The organism is Kribbella sp. NBC_01510 (genome assembly GCF_045040325.1).
GTDB lineage: Bacteria > Actinomycetota > Actinomycetes > Propionibacteriales > Kribbellaceae > Kribbella.
Genome location: NZ_CP109418.1, coordinates 2,264,979 through 2,280,746, shown reverse-complemented (window position 1 = coordinate 2,280,746; position 15,768 = coordinate 2,264,979). Strand labels below are relative to the sequence as shown.

Annotated in this window: 19 protein-coding genes; 8 read left to right on the top strand and 11 right to left on the bottom strand. The window is 68.2% G+C overall.

From position 1 onward, the window contains the following. The first annotated feature begins 16 nt into the window (after positions 1–16). On the top strand, positions 17–622 hold the full coding sequence (locus tag OG558_RS11370; RefSeq protein WP_405070178.1) for a pentapeptide repeat-containing protein: 606 nt from the start codon (positions 17–19) through the stop codon (positions 620–622). A 96-nt stretch (positions 623–718) separates the two neighbouring features. Here OG558_RS11370 and OG558_RS11365 read toward each other — a convergent pair whose 3' ends face one another. Further along, a complete protein-coding gene (locus tag OG558_RS11365) occupies positions 719–1,363 on the bottom strand; it encodes a VanZ family protein (RefSeq protein ID WP_405070177.1) in 645 nt (214 codons plus the stop codon). Between the two features lie 323 nt (positions 1,364–1,686). On the opposite strand from OG558_RS11365, the gene OG558_RS11360 reads away from it, so the two are divergent. The 3 genes from OG558_RS11360 to OG558_RS11350 are packed head-to-tail and all read left to right on the top strand — an operon-like array spanning position 1,687 to position 3,951. Further along, entirely contained in the window at positions 1,687–2,100 is a 414-nt protein-coding gene (locus tag OG558_RS11360) for a hypothetical protein (RefSeq protein WP_405070176.1), read from the top strand. Between the two features lie 10 nt (positions 2,101–2,110). Further along, entirely contained in the window at positions 2,111–3,334 is a 1,224-nt protein-coding gene (locus OG558_RS11355; protein WP_405070175.1) for a sensor histidine kinase, read from the top strand. Beyond that, positions 3,331–3,951, top strand: coding sequence for a response regulator (locus OG558_RS11350; protein WP_405070174.1), 621 nt, complete (start codon positions 3,331–3,333; stop codon positions 3,949–3,951). The genes OG558_RS11355 and OG558_RS11350 overlap by 4 nt, the downstream gene beginning before the upstream one ends. Position 3,952: 1 nt before the next feature. On the opposite strand, the gene OG558_RS11345 is transcribed toward OG558_RS11350, so the two are convergent. After that, positions 3,953–4,564: an FMN-binding negative transcriptional regulator gene (locus OG558_RS11345; RefSeq protein WP_405070173.1), complete on the bottom strand. Its 612-nt coding sequence runs from the start codon at positions 4,562–4,564 to the stop codon at positions 3,953–3,955. Positions 4,565–4,655: 91 nt separating this feature from the next. Further along, the gene (locus OG558_RS11340) at positions 4,656–5,294 is read right to left on the bottom strand and encodes an SDR family NAD(P)-dependent oxidoreductase (RefSeq protein ID WP_405070172.1); all 639 of its coding nucleotides are present in this window, start codon (positions 5,292–5,294) and stop codon (positions 4,656–4,658) included. A gap of 80 nt (positions 5,295–5,374) precedes the next feature. Here OG558_RS11340 and OG558_RS11335 point away from each other — a divergent pair, with 80 nt between their 5' ends. Further along, entirely contained in the window at positions 5,375–5,590 is a 216-nt protein-coding gene (locus tag OG558_RS11335) for an amidohydrolase family protein (protein WP_405072151.1), read from the top strand. Here the strand turns inward: OG558_RS11335 and OG558_RS11330 are convergent. From OG558_RS11330 to OG558_RS11315, 4 genes are read right to left on the bottom strand one after another with little or no spacing between them, the layout of a single operon-like run. Further along, positions 5,580–6,368: an LLM class flavin-dependent oxidoreductase gene (locus OG558_RS11330; RefSeq protein WP_405070170.1), complete on the bottom strand. Its 789-nt coding sequence runs from the start codon at positions 6,366–6,368 to the stop codon at positions 5,580–5,582. The two genes, OG558_RS11335 and OG558_RS11330, sit on opposite strands and share 11 nt — an antisense overlap. Positions 6,369–6,404: 36 nt before the next feature. Beyond that, on the bottom strand, positions 6,405–7,325 hold the full coding sequence (locus OG558_RS11325; protein WP_405070168.1) for an NAD-dependent epimerase/dehydratase family protein: 921 nt from the start codon (positions 7,323–7,325) through the stop codon (positions 6,405–6,407). Continuing rightward, entirely contained in the window at positions 7,322–7,822 is a 501-nt protein-coding gene (locus OG558_RS11320) for a dihydrofolate reductase family protein (RefSeq protein ID WP_405070167.1), read from the bottom strand. The genes OG558_RS11325 and OG558_RS11320 overlap by 4 nt, the downstream gene beginning before the upstream one ends. 9 nt (positions 7,823–7,831) lie before the next feature. Next, positions 7,832–8,782 carry a PrsW family intramembrane metalloprotease gene (locus OG558_RS11315; protein WP_405070166.1) on the bottom strand — a complete coding sequence of 317 codons (951 nt, stop codon included), beginning with the start codon at positions 8,780–8,782 and terminating at the stop codon, positions 7,832–7,834. Between the two features lie 336 nt (positions 8,783–9,118). On the opposite strand from OG558_RS11315, the gene OG558_RS11310 reads away from it, so the two are divergent. Continuing rightward, the gene (locus OG558_RS11310) at positions 9,119–9,694 is read left to right on the top strand and encodes a DinB family protein (RefSeq protein ID WP_405070165.1); all 576 of its coding nucleotides are present in this window, start codon (positions 9,119–9,121) and stop codon (positions 9,692–9,694) included. 162 nt (positions 9,695–9,856) lie between these two features. Here the strand turns inward: OG558_RS11310 and OG558_RS11305 are convergent, their stop codons facing one another. Together OG558_RS11305 and OG558_RS11300 are read right to left on the bottom strand one after the other, a co-directional pair. Beyond that, a complete protein-coding gene (locus tag OG558_RS11305) occupies positions 9,857–11,482 on the bottom strand; it encodes an ABC transporter permease (protein ID WP_405070164.1) in 1,626 nt (541 codons plus the stop codon). Then, positions 11,479–12,414 (bottom strand): ATP-binding cassette domain-containing protein, encoded by a 936-nt coding sequence (locus tag OG558_RS11300; RefSeq protein WP_405070163.1) that lies wholly within the window; start codon positions 12,412–12,414, stop codon positions 11,479–11,481. The genes OG558_RS11305 and OG558_RS11300 overlap by 4 nt, the downstream gene beginning before the upstream one ends. A gap of 272 nt (positions 12,415–12,686) precedes the next feature. On the opposite strand from OG558_RS11300, the gene OG558_RS11295 reads away from it, so the two are divergent. Beyond that, complete coding sequence (locus tag OG558_RS11295; protein WP_405070162.1) at positions 12,687–13,076, top strand: nitroreductase/quinone reductase family protein; 390 nt, start codon at positions 12,687–12,689, stop codon at positions 13,074–13,076. 276 nt (positions 13,077–13,352) lie between these two features. On the opposite strand, the gene OG558_RS11290 is transcribed toward OG558_RS11295, so the two are convergent. After that, positions 13,353–14,201: a hypothetical protein gene (locus OG558_RS11290; protein ID WP_405070161.1), complete on the bottom strand. Its 849-nt coding sequence runs from the start codon at positions 14,199–14,201 to the stop codon at positions 13,353–13,355. Positions 14,202–14,502: 301 nt separating this feature from the next. Here OG558_RS11290 and OG558_RS11285 point away from each other — a divergent pair, with 301 nt between their 5' ends. Then, complete coding sequence (locus OG558_RS11285; RefSeq protein WP_405070160.1) at positions 14,503–14,628, top strand: hypothetical protein; 126 nt, start codon at positions 14,503–14,505, stop codon at positions 14,626–14,628. 100 nt (positions 14,629–14,728) lie between these two features. Here OG558_RS11285 and OG558_RS11280 read toward each other — a convergent pair whose 3' ends face one another. Further along, positions 14,729–15,169, bottom strand: coding sequence for a GNAT family N-acetyltransferase (locus OG558_RS11280; RefSeq protein WP_405070159.1), 441 nt, complete (start codon positions 15,167–15,169; stop codon positions 14,729–14,731). Positions 15,170–15,768 lie beyond the last annotated feature (599 nt).

Here is a 15,768-nt window from a genome sequence, read left to right as displayed (position 1 = left end):
CGAGCGAGGGAGATTCATGGCCGACCGTGCGCGACCGGGAGCGCCGACCGAGTCGACGATCCGCGACTGGGACGACGCCGACCCATCTGGGCAGACCTACCACCGGGTGCTGTTCATCGACTCCGACCTGACCGAGGTCGACAACCGCGGCGGGATCTTCGAGGAGTGCACGTTCCGCGGGGTCCGCTTCAACGCCTCGACCCACACCGACGCGGCGTTCGTGAACTGCACCTTCGTCCGCTGCTCGCTGTTCGACACCACCTTCACCCGGTGCAAGCTCGTCGGCAGTTACTTCGACGACTGCACCTTCAACCTGCTGAAGGTGTCCGGCGGCGACTGGTCGTTCACCGGCCTGCCGGGCGCGGACCTGAAGGGGACCGAGTTCACCGGGGTGAGGCTGCGCGAGGCGGAGTTGACCGGCATCCGGGCGGCGAAGGCGACGCTGCGCGACCTCGATCTGTCCGGCGCATCGCTGCAGCGGGCCGACTTCACCGGCGCCGACCTGCGCGGATCCGACCTGTCCACGCTCGACCCGCTGACGGTCACGCTCAGAGACGCCCGGATCGACGTCACCCAGGCGATGGTCGTCGCGGCCACCCTCGGACTGGACGTCCGGCCCTGACCTGTGGATATCTCCGCGTAGTTGCGCAGTCATCCCCCGTTCTATCCACAACCTGTGGATAACCATCCGGATAACTTCGTACACTTTTTGTGATATTCACCGCGCTCTGTCGACCGTGCGTAGTCCGTTGGCCGGTTTCGGTACTGGTACAGGCCGCTGAACCAGCCCGCCGCGCCGGTGCCGCGCCGGCCGCCGGGACCGTACGACGAGCATCGCGGCGTGCTCGACGACGTACGGGCCCGTCACCAGCCGGCGGCTGCGGGTGAGGGTCTGCAGGCCGGCCGCGAGACCGACCCCGCAGAACGCGCCGAGCGAGTTCGCGATCAGATCGTGCAACTGACAGGACCGCCCGAGCTGCGGGATCAGCGCCTGGATCGCCTCGACCGCGGCCGACATCCCGATCCCGGCGGCGATCCCGTCGCCCGGGCGGCCGCCGGCCAGCGTGAGCATGCCGGCGGCCGGGACGAAGAGCAGGACGTTGAGCAGGCCCTGGAGTGAGGTGAGCCCGCCGGTGGTGGTCAGGTGAGTGCCGCACTGGCCGACCTGGCCCAACCGGTGTGCGGTCGGGCTGAGGGTTGCCGCGAGTACCAGCGCGAGGGCCACCGGTAGGCAGAAGGCCGCCAGGCGGGGGACCAGGTCGCCGGGCCGGCGCAGCGACGAGATGGCGATCGGCAGTGCCATGCCGGTGAGCACGAGCCAAGTGTCCAGTAGATGTGGGATGCCGCGATAAGTCTCGAGCACGCGTCCGGACCCTCCCGTGGTCGACCGGCTGTCTCGATCTCTTCCTCGTCGATTGCGCTTCCTCACAAGACGATCTGCCCGTCGGCCCCGCGCCCGCCAGGCTTGCCCGGACATCTGCACGCACCCGCAAACAGTCCGTGACAATCCGTGCACAAACCGTCACGGAAGAAAGGTGCTCAGGGCAACGATCATTTGCCTGCCCTCCACCGATCGGTGGAGTGCCCGGTCAGCCGGACGAGGCGTGGATGTGGCCCGGCGGTCGATGTGGGCGAAGGGGCCGGACCACGACGCTGGAGTGGTCGAGCTTTCGAAAGGAGCCGGAGATGTCCACTGTGGACGTGCGTCACCCGCGGAGTGCGGCAGCGTTGCGGAGTGTGCAACTGCTGGTCGGCGGGTATCTGGCCATCAGCGTGCTGACGCTGGTCGCCATCATTGCCTTGCACAACGACACGGCGGCGGTCAACGCCGCGGTCTGGACCCGCGGCACGATCGTGGTCGCCAGCTCGCTGCTCACGTCCGCGTTCGCCCGGCGGGCGGCGCGCGGATCCCGCAAGGGGTTCCTCCGGCTGCGGCTGGTGTCGGCGATCATGCTGGTCGCGATCGTGGTGATCATCGCGTTGCCGGGCACCTTCCCGCTGTGGATGAAGTGCGAGCAGGCGATCTGCGGTCTGCTGTTGCTGGGGGTCGCCTTGCTGGTCAACGGCAAGCACCTACGGTCGGTGTTCACTGGTCGGTGAAGGAGGACGGATGAGCGAGCGGGTGTGGCCGGTGCGGGTGACCGTGGTGCCGTACGCGCTGCTCGCCTTCCTCACCGCGGTCACTGTGCTGGTTCGCCGTACCGACCCTCGGGCGATGCTTGTCGACGTAGTGCTGTGTGCGGCGGCCGCGCTGTGGATGCTCCTGATGTTCACGCTGCGCCCGGCCCGGCGCGAGCGGTACGGACCCATGGTGGTCTTCATCACCGGCTTCGTGCTGATCATGGCGGTGCTCGTGGTCCGCGACTCGTGGTTCGGCTTCCTCACGCCGGCCGGCTACTTCTACGCGTTCGTCTTGCTGCCCTGGCCCTCCCGCCTGGTCGGCGTCGCGGCCGTCGCCCTGGTCGCCGGCACGGCGCAGGCGTACGACATCCCGAAGACCGACGCGTTCGGCCTGCTCGCGTACGTCGCGGTGCTGGGGGTGAACGTGGTCGGGATGTGCCTGGCCGCGTGGCTCGGCTGGCGCAGTGACGTGCTCAGCCGGCAGCGCCAGGAGGCGGTCGACGCGCTGACCGAGACCAACCGTCGCCTCGAGGTGACCATGGCCGAGAACGCGGTCCTGCACGACCAGCTCCTGACCCAGGCGCGCGAAGCCGGCGTGCACGACGAGCGGCATCGGATGGCCCGCGAGATCCACGACACGCTCGCGCAGGGCCTGACAGGGATCGTCACCCAGTTGCAGGCGGCCGAGCACGCCGCGGGCTGGCGCCGGCACGTCCAGGCCGCGGTCGGTCTGGCCCGGGAGAGCCTGACCGAGGCGCGCCGCTCGGTCGACGCCCTCCGTCCACAGCCCTTGCAGGCGGCGACCTTGAGCGAGGCGATCGCCGACGTCGTACGACGCTGGTCGGCTCTGCACGGAATCGACGTACAACTGGCGACCACCGGCACGCCACGGATGATGACACCCGAGGCCGAGGCCGGCCTGCTCCGCGCGACCCAGGAGGCGCTCGCGAACGTGGCGAAGTACGCGCAGGCGACCCGCGTCGGTGTGACGCTGTCGTACATGGAGAAGGAGGTTGCCTTGGACGTCCGCGACGACGGCATCGGCTTCGACCCGTCCCGCCGGACCGCGTCCAATGGCGGCGGCTTCGGCCTGGTCGCGATGCGGCAGCGGATCGAGGCGCTCAACGGGACGCTGGAGATCGAGTCCGAGCCAGGATCCGGTACGGCGATCTCCGCGAGCGTCCCCATGACCGCGGCGGGGGCGTCGGCATGATCAGGCTGCTGATCGCGGACGACCATCCGGTGGTCCGGGACGGGTTGAGCGGGATGTTCGCGGCCGAGCCCGAGTTCGAGGTGGTCGGCGTGGCCGCCGACGGCGCTGCGGCGATCGGTCTGGCGCAGGCGCTACGGCCGGACGTGATCCTGATGGATCTGCAGATGCCGGGCGTGAACGGCCTGGCCGCGATCGCCGAACTCGCCAAGCGCGGGGTCGCCGCTCGGGTGCTCGTCCTGACCACCTACGACACGGACGGCTACGTCGTACCCGCGATCGAGGCCGGTGCGACCGGCTATCTGCTGAAGGACGCACCCCGCGACGAGCTGCTCCGCGCGGTCCGCGCCGCCGCAGCCGGCCAGTCGGTGCTCGCGCCGTCAGTCGCGAGCACACTGATGAATCGCGTCCGCACGCCACCCGCGCCTGGCGTGCTCAGCCCGCGGGAACTCGAAGTCCTCGGGCTCGTCGCAGCCGGCAACACCAACCGGGAGGCCGCCGCTCATCTGTTCATCAGCGAGGCGACGGTCAAGACGCATCTGCTCAATATCTACGCCAAGCTCGAGGTGCCGGATCGCGCATCCGCCGTCGCCGAGGGCTTCAGGCGCGGTCTGCTCTGAATCAGCGCCTGTGCTCGGCGACCGCGGCCGCGGTCCGGTCTTCCCCGTCCGCGCGGAGCCCCTCGATCACCCCGTCGACGTCTGCCTCCGGCCGGTTCTGGCTGAGCTTGAACTTCGCCTCGATCCGGTTGATCGCGATCTCCACGCCGACGATCGCCCGGAGCTGCCCACTGACGAACTTCTCCGGCGCGTCGTCGACCGACCACGGCTCGGCCCGGCCCGCCTCGTGGTGATCCGACAAGCGCCGTACGACGTTCTCGACCCAGGCCGGATCGTCGTGCACGGTCATGGTCCCGTAGACATGCGCGGTGATGTAGTTCCAGGTCGGCACCACACGGCCGTGCTCGCGCTTGGACTCGTACCAGGCCGGTGAGACGTACGCGTCCGGCCCGCGCATGATCACCAGTGCCTCGCCGACCACGGTCCGGCGCCAGTGGTCGTTGTTCCGGGCGAAGTGCCCGAGCAGCACGTTCCGCGAACGGTCGTGGACGAACGGCAGCATCGTCGCCACCAGCCCGTCCGTGGTCATCGTCACCAGGTCGGCGGCGCCGTGATGGGCGAGCAACTGGTGCACCGCCTCGTCGTCGGCGGCGAAGTGGGCGGGAACATACATCAGCGATCCTCATCGGTGGCGAACAGCAACAGTCTCACCGACGCCGGCCGCCCGCCGACAGGGCCAATCCGGAGGATCTTGACCAGTCCACTCACAGCAGGACTTCGTGCGTCCAGTCTCCCCGCTGTTGGGCGTGCAGGCGCCAGTAGTGGTCGGCGATGTCCTCCGGGTCCCACAGCGAGCCGGGAGCGACTCCACCGCCCACGGTGACGGTGGCTGCGTGGATGCCCGCTGCGCCGTACTGCTGGTCGAGCAGGGTGACGAGCGTCCGGACGCCGGCCTTGCCGAGGGAGAGGCTGACGTAGGCGGGCTTCGGCTCGGGCATGCCGCCGGTGATGATGAACGTGCCACGCCCGCGCTCGACCATCGACGGTACGACGTAGGCCGCGGTGGTGATCGCACCGACCACGTTGACTGCCCAGGCGTCCAGCTGCTGCTGAGCCGTCAGGTCGCCGACCGCGTCCGGCTGGATGACCGCCGCGTTGTAGACGACCACGTCCGGTACGCCGTGCGCGTTGATCACCCGGTCGAGTGCGGCCCGCAGCCCGACCTCGTCCGTGCTGTCGGCCGTGACCGCGAGGACCTCGGCGCCCGCGAGCGCGTCGGCCGCGGCCTTCACCTTCTCCTCCGACCGCGCGATCAGCCCGGCACTCATCCCTTCCCGCACGAACCGCCGGGCCACCGCCACGCCGATCCCCGGTCCAACTCCAACCACCACGATTCCAGCCATGCCACGACCGTAAAGCCTGACACCAATGTCAAGGTCAAATCAGCGCCGTGGGAGCACGGTGCCGGAGCGCTTGAGAGTCGATCCGTGGCTGGACCGCAGACGCCGCTACGGTGCTGGGTGTCGGGGATCGGCTCGGTTCGATCGAACCCGGGAAGCTCGCGGACTTCGTCGTACTGGATCGGGACATCCTGACGTGCCCGGTCGACGACATCCGGGAGGCTGTCGTCCTCACCACGGTGCTAGCAGGTGGGGATCCAGACGGAGGTCAGTGTGGGTTGCGGGACACTAGGCCTTGAGCTTCGCGGCGTTCTCGTAGGCGCGGCGCCAGTCGACGGCGGGCGGGAGGATCAGGCGTTCGACGCCCGCCGCTTCATATGCTGCGAGCTGCTCGGCCTGGTCACCGTCCAGCTGGGGTGCGACGACCGTTGCCTTGAGCGCCGGCCTGTTGCGTTCGGCGGCGAGTTCGTTGATCCGGGCAAGGTTCGTCCGGATCTCGGCCGGCGACATCGCGATCGTCGCCCACCCGTCGCCGTACGTCGCCGCCCGCCGGTAAGCCCGTGGTCCGTTGCCTGCGACAACGATCGGCGGCACCACCGACCCGGGTTCCAGGGTCGCCTCGAGGCCGTCCGCGAGTACCGTCGGCTTGCCCGCGATCAGATCGCGCAGCTTGTCGAGTGCCTCGTCGGTGAGGCGGCCGCGGTCCGCGAACTCCACGCCGGCCGCGCGCCAGCCGATGTCACCGTGCGCTGGATTGCCGGTGCCGACGCCGAGGACGAGCCGGTTGTTGGACACCAATTGCAGCGTGTTCACCTGCTTCGCCGCCCACGCGACCGGACGCAGCGCCAGCAGCATCACGTTGAACCCGACTGTGATCCGCTCCGTCACCGCCGCCGCGGTCGCCAGCACCACCGAGCTGTCCAGCATCGGCGCACTCGCGATCAGATGATCCGTCGACCACACCGAGTCCAGCCCGATCTCCTCGGCGAACCGTGCACTCTCGCGCACATCCCCGAGAATCGGTTGCTTTGGATCCGGCGTCGACGTCGGGAGAATCACGCCAATCTCAAGTCCCATACTCCCGCCAACCTCCACCCCGGCGGCCCTATTCCGTCAGCGGGGGTTCTTCGCTCGCCAGGTGACGTAGTCGGCCACGGCCGCGGGGACATCGAACGCCGGCGTGAAGCCGGTGTCCTCGGTGAGCCGAGTGATGTCGAGGTACGGATCGTCGCCGGGACCGGCCTGCCGTCCAGGCAGGAGGTCGAGCCGCCGGCCGGGGGAGAGCGCCTGCAGGGCGTCCACGATCTCGCGGTTGGTGTACGGCCGGCCGCTGGACACGTTGTACGTGTCGTGCCGCAGGACGTCCGTGGTCGTCAGGAGGGCGATCGCACGTCCAGCGTCCGGCGCGTAGCAGGAGTCGCCGCCATCGTCGGCGTACAGCGGCTGTGGTTCGTCACCACGCAGTACGGCGCTGATGTACGGCGGGATGTGGAAGAACGGTGTTTCCGGGTCGACGAGCGGTCCCCAGATGGTCCCGATCCTCAGTACGACCGGCTGGACGCCGCTGCCCTGGAGGCTGTGCGTTGTGAGTGGCTCGACCGCCTTCTTGAAGGCGATGATCAGGTGGGGCAGCGCCGTGGTGGGGAGCGCGAGGTCCTCCTGCCAGGGGATCTCGGTCCGGCCGGTGTACACGCCGAGGCTGCTGGCGACAGCGAACCGGCGTACGCCCCAGGTGCGGGCGGCGTCCAGCGCGTTGAGCAGACCGGTCAGGTCCGTGCGGAAGAACTGGACCGGGTCCTCGTCGGCGATGCTGCCCGCGAGATGCACGACGTCGCTGATGTCATAGCGGTCGCCGAGGGCCAGGAACGCGTCCCGATCGGTGACGTCGAGAGCTTCCACCGTGACGTTGCCGGCGAGGAACGATGGGACCTCGGTCCGGCGATGGGTGGTGACGACGACCTCGCGTCCGAGATCGACGAGCGCCCGGGCGGTGTGGGCGCCGATCATGCCCAGCCCTCCGGTGACAAGGATCATCGGACCACCTCGTAGTGGAGGTGCGTCACGCCCGGTGCCGCGATGGCCGTGAGCAGGCGGAGGTTCACGTGCTTCGGGACCGCCTGGAAGAAGCCGCGCCCGGCACCGAGCAGGACGGGCACCTGATGGAGGATCACCTCGTCGACGAGGTCCGCCGCCAGAGCGGAGGTCAGCGTGCCGCCGCCCATGACGGCGACGTCCTTGTCCCCGGCGGCCGCGCGGGCCGCCACGATCGCGTCCTCGATCCCGGTGGTGACGAGCGTCTGCTTCTCGCTGATCTCAGGTGCGGGCCGGTGGCTGAGGACGAAGAGTGGTGCAGTCGGATGTGGTCCAGCGCCGCCCCAGTGGCTGGAGTGCTCGTACGTCGTACGCCCGGAGACCGTCGCCCCGACTCGGTCGGCGACCACGTCGAGGAAGCGGGCGCTCGGCTCACTCAGCTTGAAGCCGTCGAACAACTGGCTGGGCGTGTCCCAGTCGAAGTAGCAGTCGAAGAGCATGCCCGGAGGCTAACTGGCGTTGGCTGTTGGGGGTGTGCTGGTGTGGCTTGCGCTGTGGCGCCAGGTGCGGACGACCCAGACGACTCCGATGAGGCCGATGACGACCAGGGCGCCGTCGTACATTACCTGGAAGACCCACATCTGTTGTTTGGTCGGGACACCCTCCCAGTAGCTGTCGTCTGGCCAGTCCGCGATCCAGCCGCTCCCGGTGAGTCCCTGGGTGACCCAGATGGCCCAGCCGTACGACGCGTCCCATGCTCCGTGGAGTGCGGCGACCCCGAGGAGTGTCCATCCGACCCGCGGGGTGAAGCGGAATCCGCCGTTGGTTGGCGCGGCAACGGCGAAAAGTGCGCCACCGAGCAGCGCCGTCCAGGTCAAGTGGCCGAACGGGGCGAGCATGGCTCGCGACACCTCGGTTTGCAGGATGCTCAGCTCGGGGTGGTCATCGGTGTGCTGAACATACGCGTAGAAGGCGTAGCCGGTGCTTTCGAAGGCGGAGAAGCCGGCGCCCACCGTGGCCCCCAGCACCAGTCCCCCGTGCACTGTGCGTTCGCGCACCCGCCAGGCGACCGCCACCAGCACAGCACCCTTGGAGACTTCCTCGATCAAGCCGACGCCGAAGAACCCGAGCGCATTACCTATCGGTCCGGACCCGGTCGGCAGCAGGTAGATCTCCGTCACAGCAGAGACGACGACGCCGATGGTGCCGGCGGCGATAAACCCGATGAGGACCACGCCGCTGGTCAGGCGACAGTCGTCCAGGCGAGCCATCGCGAACGTCACGACCGTGACCGGCACCAGAAAGCTGCCGATCAGGAACAGCGTTGGAACCAGGATCGCGTCCTTGGTGATCGCGGTGACGCCGGCCGCCAGCAGCCAGACCAGCACGCCGGCGAGCAGAATCGCGAGCCACGCACGCTTCCCCGCGGCAACGGAGAACCCCACCGATTGATCGGCCACGCACCGGAATCTGTCAGGCGAACGGCCGCGCGGCCTCCTCCCGCGCGGGTGAGATCTCAAATCGCATCACTGTGAGCGATGACGAACGGCGGCAGGACGCCGTCCTCGCCGGGCCAACGAATGGATCGCTGCACTGGGGCGGGTCTGGTCGGTGGATCGCATCCGCGGACCACTCCAGTCGGCGCGTTGCAACAAGCTGTAACGAGGGTTCTGTGCGGCGTAGTGGTTGCGCTAACACTTACCGTCCGCTGACGACGAGGCGCTAGGGGCAGGTGCCGCGGGCTTGAGGGTTAGGTCGGATGGTCTCGGTAGGGTCCGGTCAGGGAGGTGCAGGTGATGGTCGATCTGAAAGCTGAGCTGTTGAGGGTTCTGCAGGGCGGCCGGGCGCAGATGCTCACCAAGCTGGACGGGCTGTCGGAGTACGGCCGGCGTCGTCCGTCGACCCCGACCGGCACGAACCTCCTCGGCCTGGTCAAGCATCTGGCCGGACTCGAATACGGCTACCTCGGTCAGTCGTTCGGCCGCCCACCACGTGAGCGCCCATCGTGGTTCCGAGACGACCCGTACGCCGAGATCGACATGTGGGCCACGCCCGACGAATCGAGCGACTACATCACGGGCGTCTACCGGCAGGTCGGTGCGCATTCCGATCGCACTGTCACCGAGCTCGACCTGGACAGCCCGGGCCGCGTGGAGCATTGGGCCGACGGTCACCGGGAGACAACGCTAGGGGTGCTGCTGATCAGGATGGTCGCCGAGACAGCACAGCACGCCGGCCACGCGGACATCATCCGCGAACAGATCGACGGCCGGCTCGGCGACGACGAAGCGACCGTCGGTGCAGACGCCGTCTTCTGGCGCCACAGGAGAAACCGAGTCCAAGAGGCTGCTGACCACTACCGCGTGCTCTGAACAACCTCCTCGTCAGCGGACGGCGAGTTTGAAGATCCGGCTTGGGGTGGCCACGATCGGGAGGCCGTTCAGCGCCCTCGTCGGAACGACCACCCGCCAGGATCGCGGGCGGATCGGTGCTCAGTTTGGAACGGCGAAGACCAACTGGAACCTCGGAGTCCGTCAGGCTGGGAGTGCCAGGTTCCGGCGGCGCAGGGCCACGATGCTCGTGGCGGCCAGCAGAAGGCAGGCCAGGCCCAGACCCAGGATCGGTCCGGAGGTGACGGCGACGGCTGGTGCGTTGGGCACCTGGGTGAAGGGCGACAGGTCCAGCAGCCACGTCGGCAGCCCGAGTGAGGGGCCGAACATCGGCCCGACGATGATCGAGCCCACCACCAGTGCCCAGGACAGACCGACCGACCAACGCGGCAGCAACATGACCACCGTGACGACCGCGGCTCCCAGGACGCCGACGGCGGGGAGTTGGACCAGCGCGGCGATGACCAGATCATGCACCAGCGCTGCGGTGCCGCCGAACACCTGACCGCCGGTGATGCCCATCGCCACTGCGAAGACCAGGATCAGCAACATGGCCCCGGCCAGGGCGTTAACGGCGTACGCGCCCAGCCAGCGAAGTCGGGAGACTGCGGTGCCGAGCACCGACTCCAGCGTGCCGTGCGCTTCGTCGTGGTGCAGGCGAAGCAAGAGCGTGACTACGTAGATGGCCACGGCCATTCCCGCCATCTGCATCATCGAGGCCCAGTACGCGCCGAGCAGGTCGGCGTGACCGCCGAAGGTGGCGTACCACTCCGTGGCCGCTCCTTCGAGTCCCCCGATCTGGTCACTGAGCGCACCGAAGATCAGGCCGAAGCCGAACAGGCCGATCGCCCAGCCCAACAGCGTTCCACGCTGCAGCCGCCAGACCAGGCCGGCGGGGCTCAGCAGGACCGAGCTCGCGTGGGCGGCACCCCTGCGTTCGGGCCACATTCCCCGACCGACGTCGCGTCTGCCGACGAGGACGACGGCCAACCAGAACAGCGCAGCCAGGACCAGCACGGCGAGCCCGAGCGGCCACCACAGGTTGTCGGCGAACGGCCGCATCTGCTGGCCCCAGCCGATCGGCGAGAGCCAGGCCGGCCATGCGCTGGTGATCCTGAGGGCGGCGGAGTCCACGGTTCCGAGCATGTTGCCGAGCGCCGCGAGCATGAAGGCAACGCCGAGGCCCGCACCGGCAAGACCGATCGCGCCGCGCGTGGTCGACGCGAGCTGTGACGTCACCGCGGCGACGCCGGTGAAGGCCACGCCCACCAGGGCGATCGACGTACCGGCGACCAGGGACCCGGCCGCGGGTTGTCCCGCGACCACCATCCCGAGTCCGAGCAGTACGGCCAGGACAAGGTTCGCAACAAGCGCGACGATCACGGCCGCGGCCAGCGAAGCGTAGCGACCGACCACGCCGGCACCCAGCATCTCCGCGCGACCGAGCTCTTCGGCCTGACGGGTGTGTCGCACGACTGCGAGGATGCTCATCACGGCGGCGAGCACGGCGAGGGTCAGGGCGTCTCGGTGCATGGTGTAGCCCCCGACGCTGGAGCCTGTCACCAAGCCGAGCACGCGCATGCCGGGGTTATCTGTGACGATGCGGGTGTCCGGCTCCAGGAGCTGGGGGTGTTTGGAGTAGTTGTCCTCGAACATGGCGGTCGTCGCAGCCAAGAATGCGGCCATGCCGAGGATCCATGCGGGCAGCGTGATCCGGTCGCGCCGCAGCGCGAGGCGGACCAGCCGTGTCGTGCCTGTGAAGCCGCTCATCGTGCCGTCACCGCCTCGGCATCTGCATCCGCGGCAGCCGCGGCGATGTCCTCGCCGTAGTGCCGCATGAACAGCTCCTCGAGGGTGGGCGGCGAGGTCGTCATCGACCGCACCTGGAGGTCGACCAGGTGCTCGAGGACGTGGTTCAGCTCGCCCGGGTCGACGCTGAACTCCGCGTGGCCGTCGTGTGCCCGGGCGTCGTGGACGCCGGGCCACCGTGTCACCGACTCCAGCGGCTTGGCGGTGTCAACGACCACCGACGTGCGGGTGAGGTGACGCAGCTCGTCGAAGCTGCCGGTTTCGGCAGCCCGGCCCGCTCGGATGATGGTGACGCGGTCGCACAGCGCCTCGACCTCGGAGAGGATGTGGCTGGAGAGCAGAATGCTCCGTCCGTCGGCGCGCAGCTGCTGGACGACGTCCTGGAAGACCGCCTCCATGAGTGGGTCCAGCCCGGAGGTCGGCTCGTCCAGCAGGTAGAGCTCCACGGGGGAGGAGAAGGCGGCCACGAGGGCGACCTTCTGCCGGTTTCCCTTGGAGTAGGCGCGAACCCTCTTGGTCGGGTCGAGCTGGAAGCGCTCGAGGAGCTCCTCCCGGCGCCTCGGTTCGAGCCCTCCCCGCAGATCGCCGAGCAGGTCGATCACCTCGCCGCCGGTGAGGTTGGGCCACAGGTTCACCTCACCGGGCACGTAGGCCAGACGCCGGTGCAACGCCACAGTGTCGCGCCACGGGTCACCGCCGAGCAGGGCGACGTGTCCGTCGTCGGCGCGCAGCAATCCGAGCAGGACGCGGATGGTGGTTGTCTTCCCTGCGCCGTTGGGCCCGAGGAACCCATGCACCTCACCGGTCTCGACGTGCAGGTCGAGATGGTCAAGGGCCCGGGTCCTGGGGCCGAAGTCCTTCACAAGTCCGGAGATCGCTATCGCAGCCGTCACTGAGATCACTTCCCTTGGCACTTCTCGCCAATCCAGACGTCCCCAACTCTCAGCACATCGCAACCGCGCACGGGCAGGCAGGGCCGAACGCCACCGACAAGCCGGCCTTATGTCACCCGGAAGAGGGTCCGGTGGCACAAGGCGCGCGGAGAGGCGATATTCGCTGCACCCGCTACGGAGCCCGGCCTTGCACGGTGCGAGAACGTCGTCGGGCTCCAGACCCGGTCAGACCGCCACAATCACCGTTACCATGCATGCGGAGGTAGACCCTCATGCCCTGGCCGGCGTTCCTCAGACCCGCGCACGCAGCGATCAACCCGGTTGCGTTGCGGCTCGCGGGTCGAGCAGGTTCCCTTGCGGTCTTGGTGCATACGGGGCGGCGAACCGGGCGTACGTACCGCACTCCCGTCCGCGCGTTCAGACGGGGACACTGGGTCGCTGTCGGGGCGAACTTCGGCGCGGACTCTCAGTGGGTGAAGAACGTGGTTGATGCGGGCCATTGCGAGATGCTGCTCAGGCACGACCTGCTGTACCTCGCGCGTCCCAAGGTTGTGCCGCTCGACAGCCTGCCTGCAGTATTTCCAGGTTGGTACGCGTTCGGTCTCCGTCATTTCGTGCGTACCCGCGAGTGCCTGCTCTTGCAGATCGAGGACCGGCGTTGACCGGTTCGAGGAGCCGGGGAGCCAGGTCAGAACGTCCCAGGTACCAGCCACGGGGCGCGCCGTGAGCATCGTCAACCGGTACCGCCTGTTTCCGTCCGCGAACGCACGCGAACCCTGACCAGATCAGGCGACACCGTTGACGTTGCCGAAGGCAACGCAGACCTGCTCCATGATTGTTGCCCGCCACAACCACCTGCTGCCGCGGCGCGGCGAGACCCCGCTTGATGATGATCCGGTGGCCCGCCGCGGTGAGGGCAGGGCCACCGGATCAGTGGGTTAGCGCCCGGTGGCGAAGAAGGTTGCGAAGACGTTCTGGAGCGCGAGTGAGTCGACCAGGGTCGGGTTGGCGCTGCCCTGGTTGCCCCAGCCGTAGGTGTAGTCCATCACTGGGGACGGCACGAGCCGCTTCCACTCGGTCAGGATCGCGTGCTCCTGAGTCGCGGTCGGCAGGTTGTAGTAGTGGCTCGTCGTCCGCTCCTGGCCGAATGCCTGGTACACGGGCACGACAGCTGTCAGTGGGACACCAGCCGCCACGGCCGCGGCGACCTTCTCGCCGATCTTGCTCAGGTCACACTGGGGGTGGGCGATCGAGCAGGGGTACGGGTCGAGGCCGACCAGATCAACATGGCTGCTCGCCGGCGCGAACGGCTTGTAGTCGGCCACCTTGCTCAGCACGATGAATGACTTCTGCCGCCCGCCGCTCGCGGCGCGAATGTAGTCCGCCCGCGACCGCAGCGCCGCGGGACCGCCTGGGCAGTCCCCGATGTGCGGCTCGTCGGACAGGTAGTACGCGAACACCTTCGGGTTCGAGGCGAGGGCGTCGATCTTGGCCTTGAAGGTGCTGTCGGCCGGGGTCGGGCACTTCTGGCCCAGCCAGAACACCGACTGCACCCCGGTCGGCAATGTGCTCAGGCTGGAGATCGAGGACTTGTCGGCCAGGTTGTAGCCGAGAGCGAAGGGCGCGGTCGCCCCCTTGAGATTGGCCACGAAATGGCGGGTCGGCGTCTGTACCCCCGTCTGGGCCTCCGCCTGCGCTCCGCCGGAGGTCGCGTTCAGGGCAACAACGAGGCTGGCCATCAGAGCGAGCAGGCCGGCGCCGAGGGTGATCTTGGTCGTTCGCGTCATGAGCGGCCCCTCTCGCCGCAGGTCGCGACAAGGAAGGAGAACGACAGGTGAGCGGGGATGGCGGACATGCAGCAACCTTTCGGGGCGCGTCGGATTACCGGACGGAGGGGGAACCATCCGGTCGGCAGGTCACCATCGGCAGTCGTACTGCGACTCCCAGTTCCGCACCAGCCGCATCACGGTGACTCAGGGGCGATTTCCCCAGGCCACAATCGCCCTCTCTACTTGGCGCGTGACCTTACCGTGATGTTGCCGGGACGGCGAATGCCTACCGGATACCGGTCAGCCAGGTCCGCTGGCCGTGCTCTCGTCAGAGGAACCCACGATCCGCGAAGCCCTGCTGAACCTGGTCGACCACCAGCAGACCATCCACCGGCTCACCGAGGAACTCGAGCACGCGCGACTCGCTGCGCGTAGCACGGCGTGATACCCGGCGCCTCGAGCGCCAGTGGCGATCGCCGACCGTGATGCGACCGCCGCGTTCATCCATCGATGGGGCCCGAAGGCTGACGGGTCAAGGCGGGACTTCAGATGGCGAGAGTCTTTTGATAGCAACGAGCGAGCGTGTCATTCACGTACTTGCCGTACGGCTCGATCAACCGGTATCCGCGCCGTTCATACAAAGCGATAGCTTCAGGCTGCCGTACTCCTGTCGCCAGCCGGATCTTGAGGTAACCAATGTCCGCTCCGAGTTTCTCCAGCCCGGCCAGGACGGCTCCTCCAATGCCTCGACCACGGAACGCAGGTTCGACATACATCCGCTTGAGTTCGCCGATGGACGAGTCACCCGACGGCTGCAGTGCGCCACATCCGACGGCTCTGCCTTCCATCCCGGCGACCAGGAACCGAGCATCGCCGTGGACTGGCGAGCGCCCCTCGGCTCCGTAGCGATTGACCAGTTCGCCAAAGGCGGCATCCAGAAGCACCGCGAGTTGTCGATCGGTGGGATGCCGCTCTTCGATCAACATGCGGCAGATGCTACAAGGTTCATCGATCACACAGACAGACGCTCAGCAACAGGGCAAGAACGGCCGGGCTCGGCTTCACGAGGCCTGGGTCGGATGGGTCGCGCGCCTCGATGTGCTGGACGAGATCGGCTCAGCGCTCGGCTGCGGGAGGCTCTCCGAAGTCTGGGCAGGACGCGGTTAGGCCACCTGGAGGGTATGCAGCCCTCGGCGAGTCCAGCGGCGGCGGTGCTGCGCGACGATTCGTGAAAGTGGGTCGCGAAGATCGCCGGCGGACCAGCCTCGATTCACGACTCGCGAGTTGGCGGCAACCACGGGGTGGTCGGTTTGGGCGACGGAGGAGCCCAGACGCGCGATAAGCGCGGCACTTCGCGCGACAGTGCCAGGAGCGCGCGCAGCATGCGCACCGTCGCAGGGTGGGTGGGAGCCGGCGCGGAGCACGGCGACGGAGGAGCCGCGCGTAGCACCGCGCGGCGAAGAAACTTTGTGGAGACGAGGGGACTTGAACCCCTAACCCCTGCCTTGCAAAGGCGGTTGTGGCGCTCCCGCCTGGCCGAGCGCTAGATCGCTGAGCGTGGGCTCGGTCGGTAGCACCCCATGAG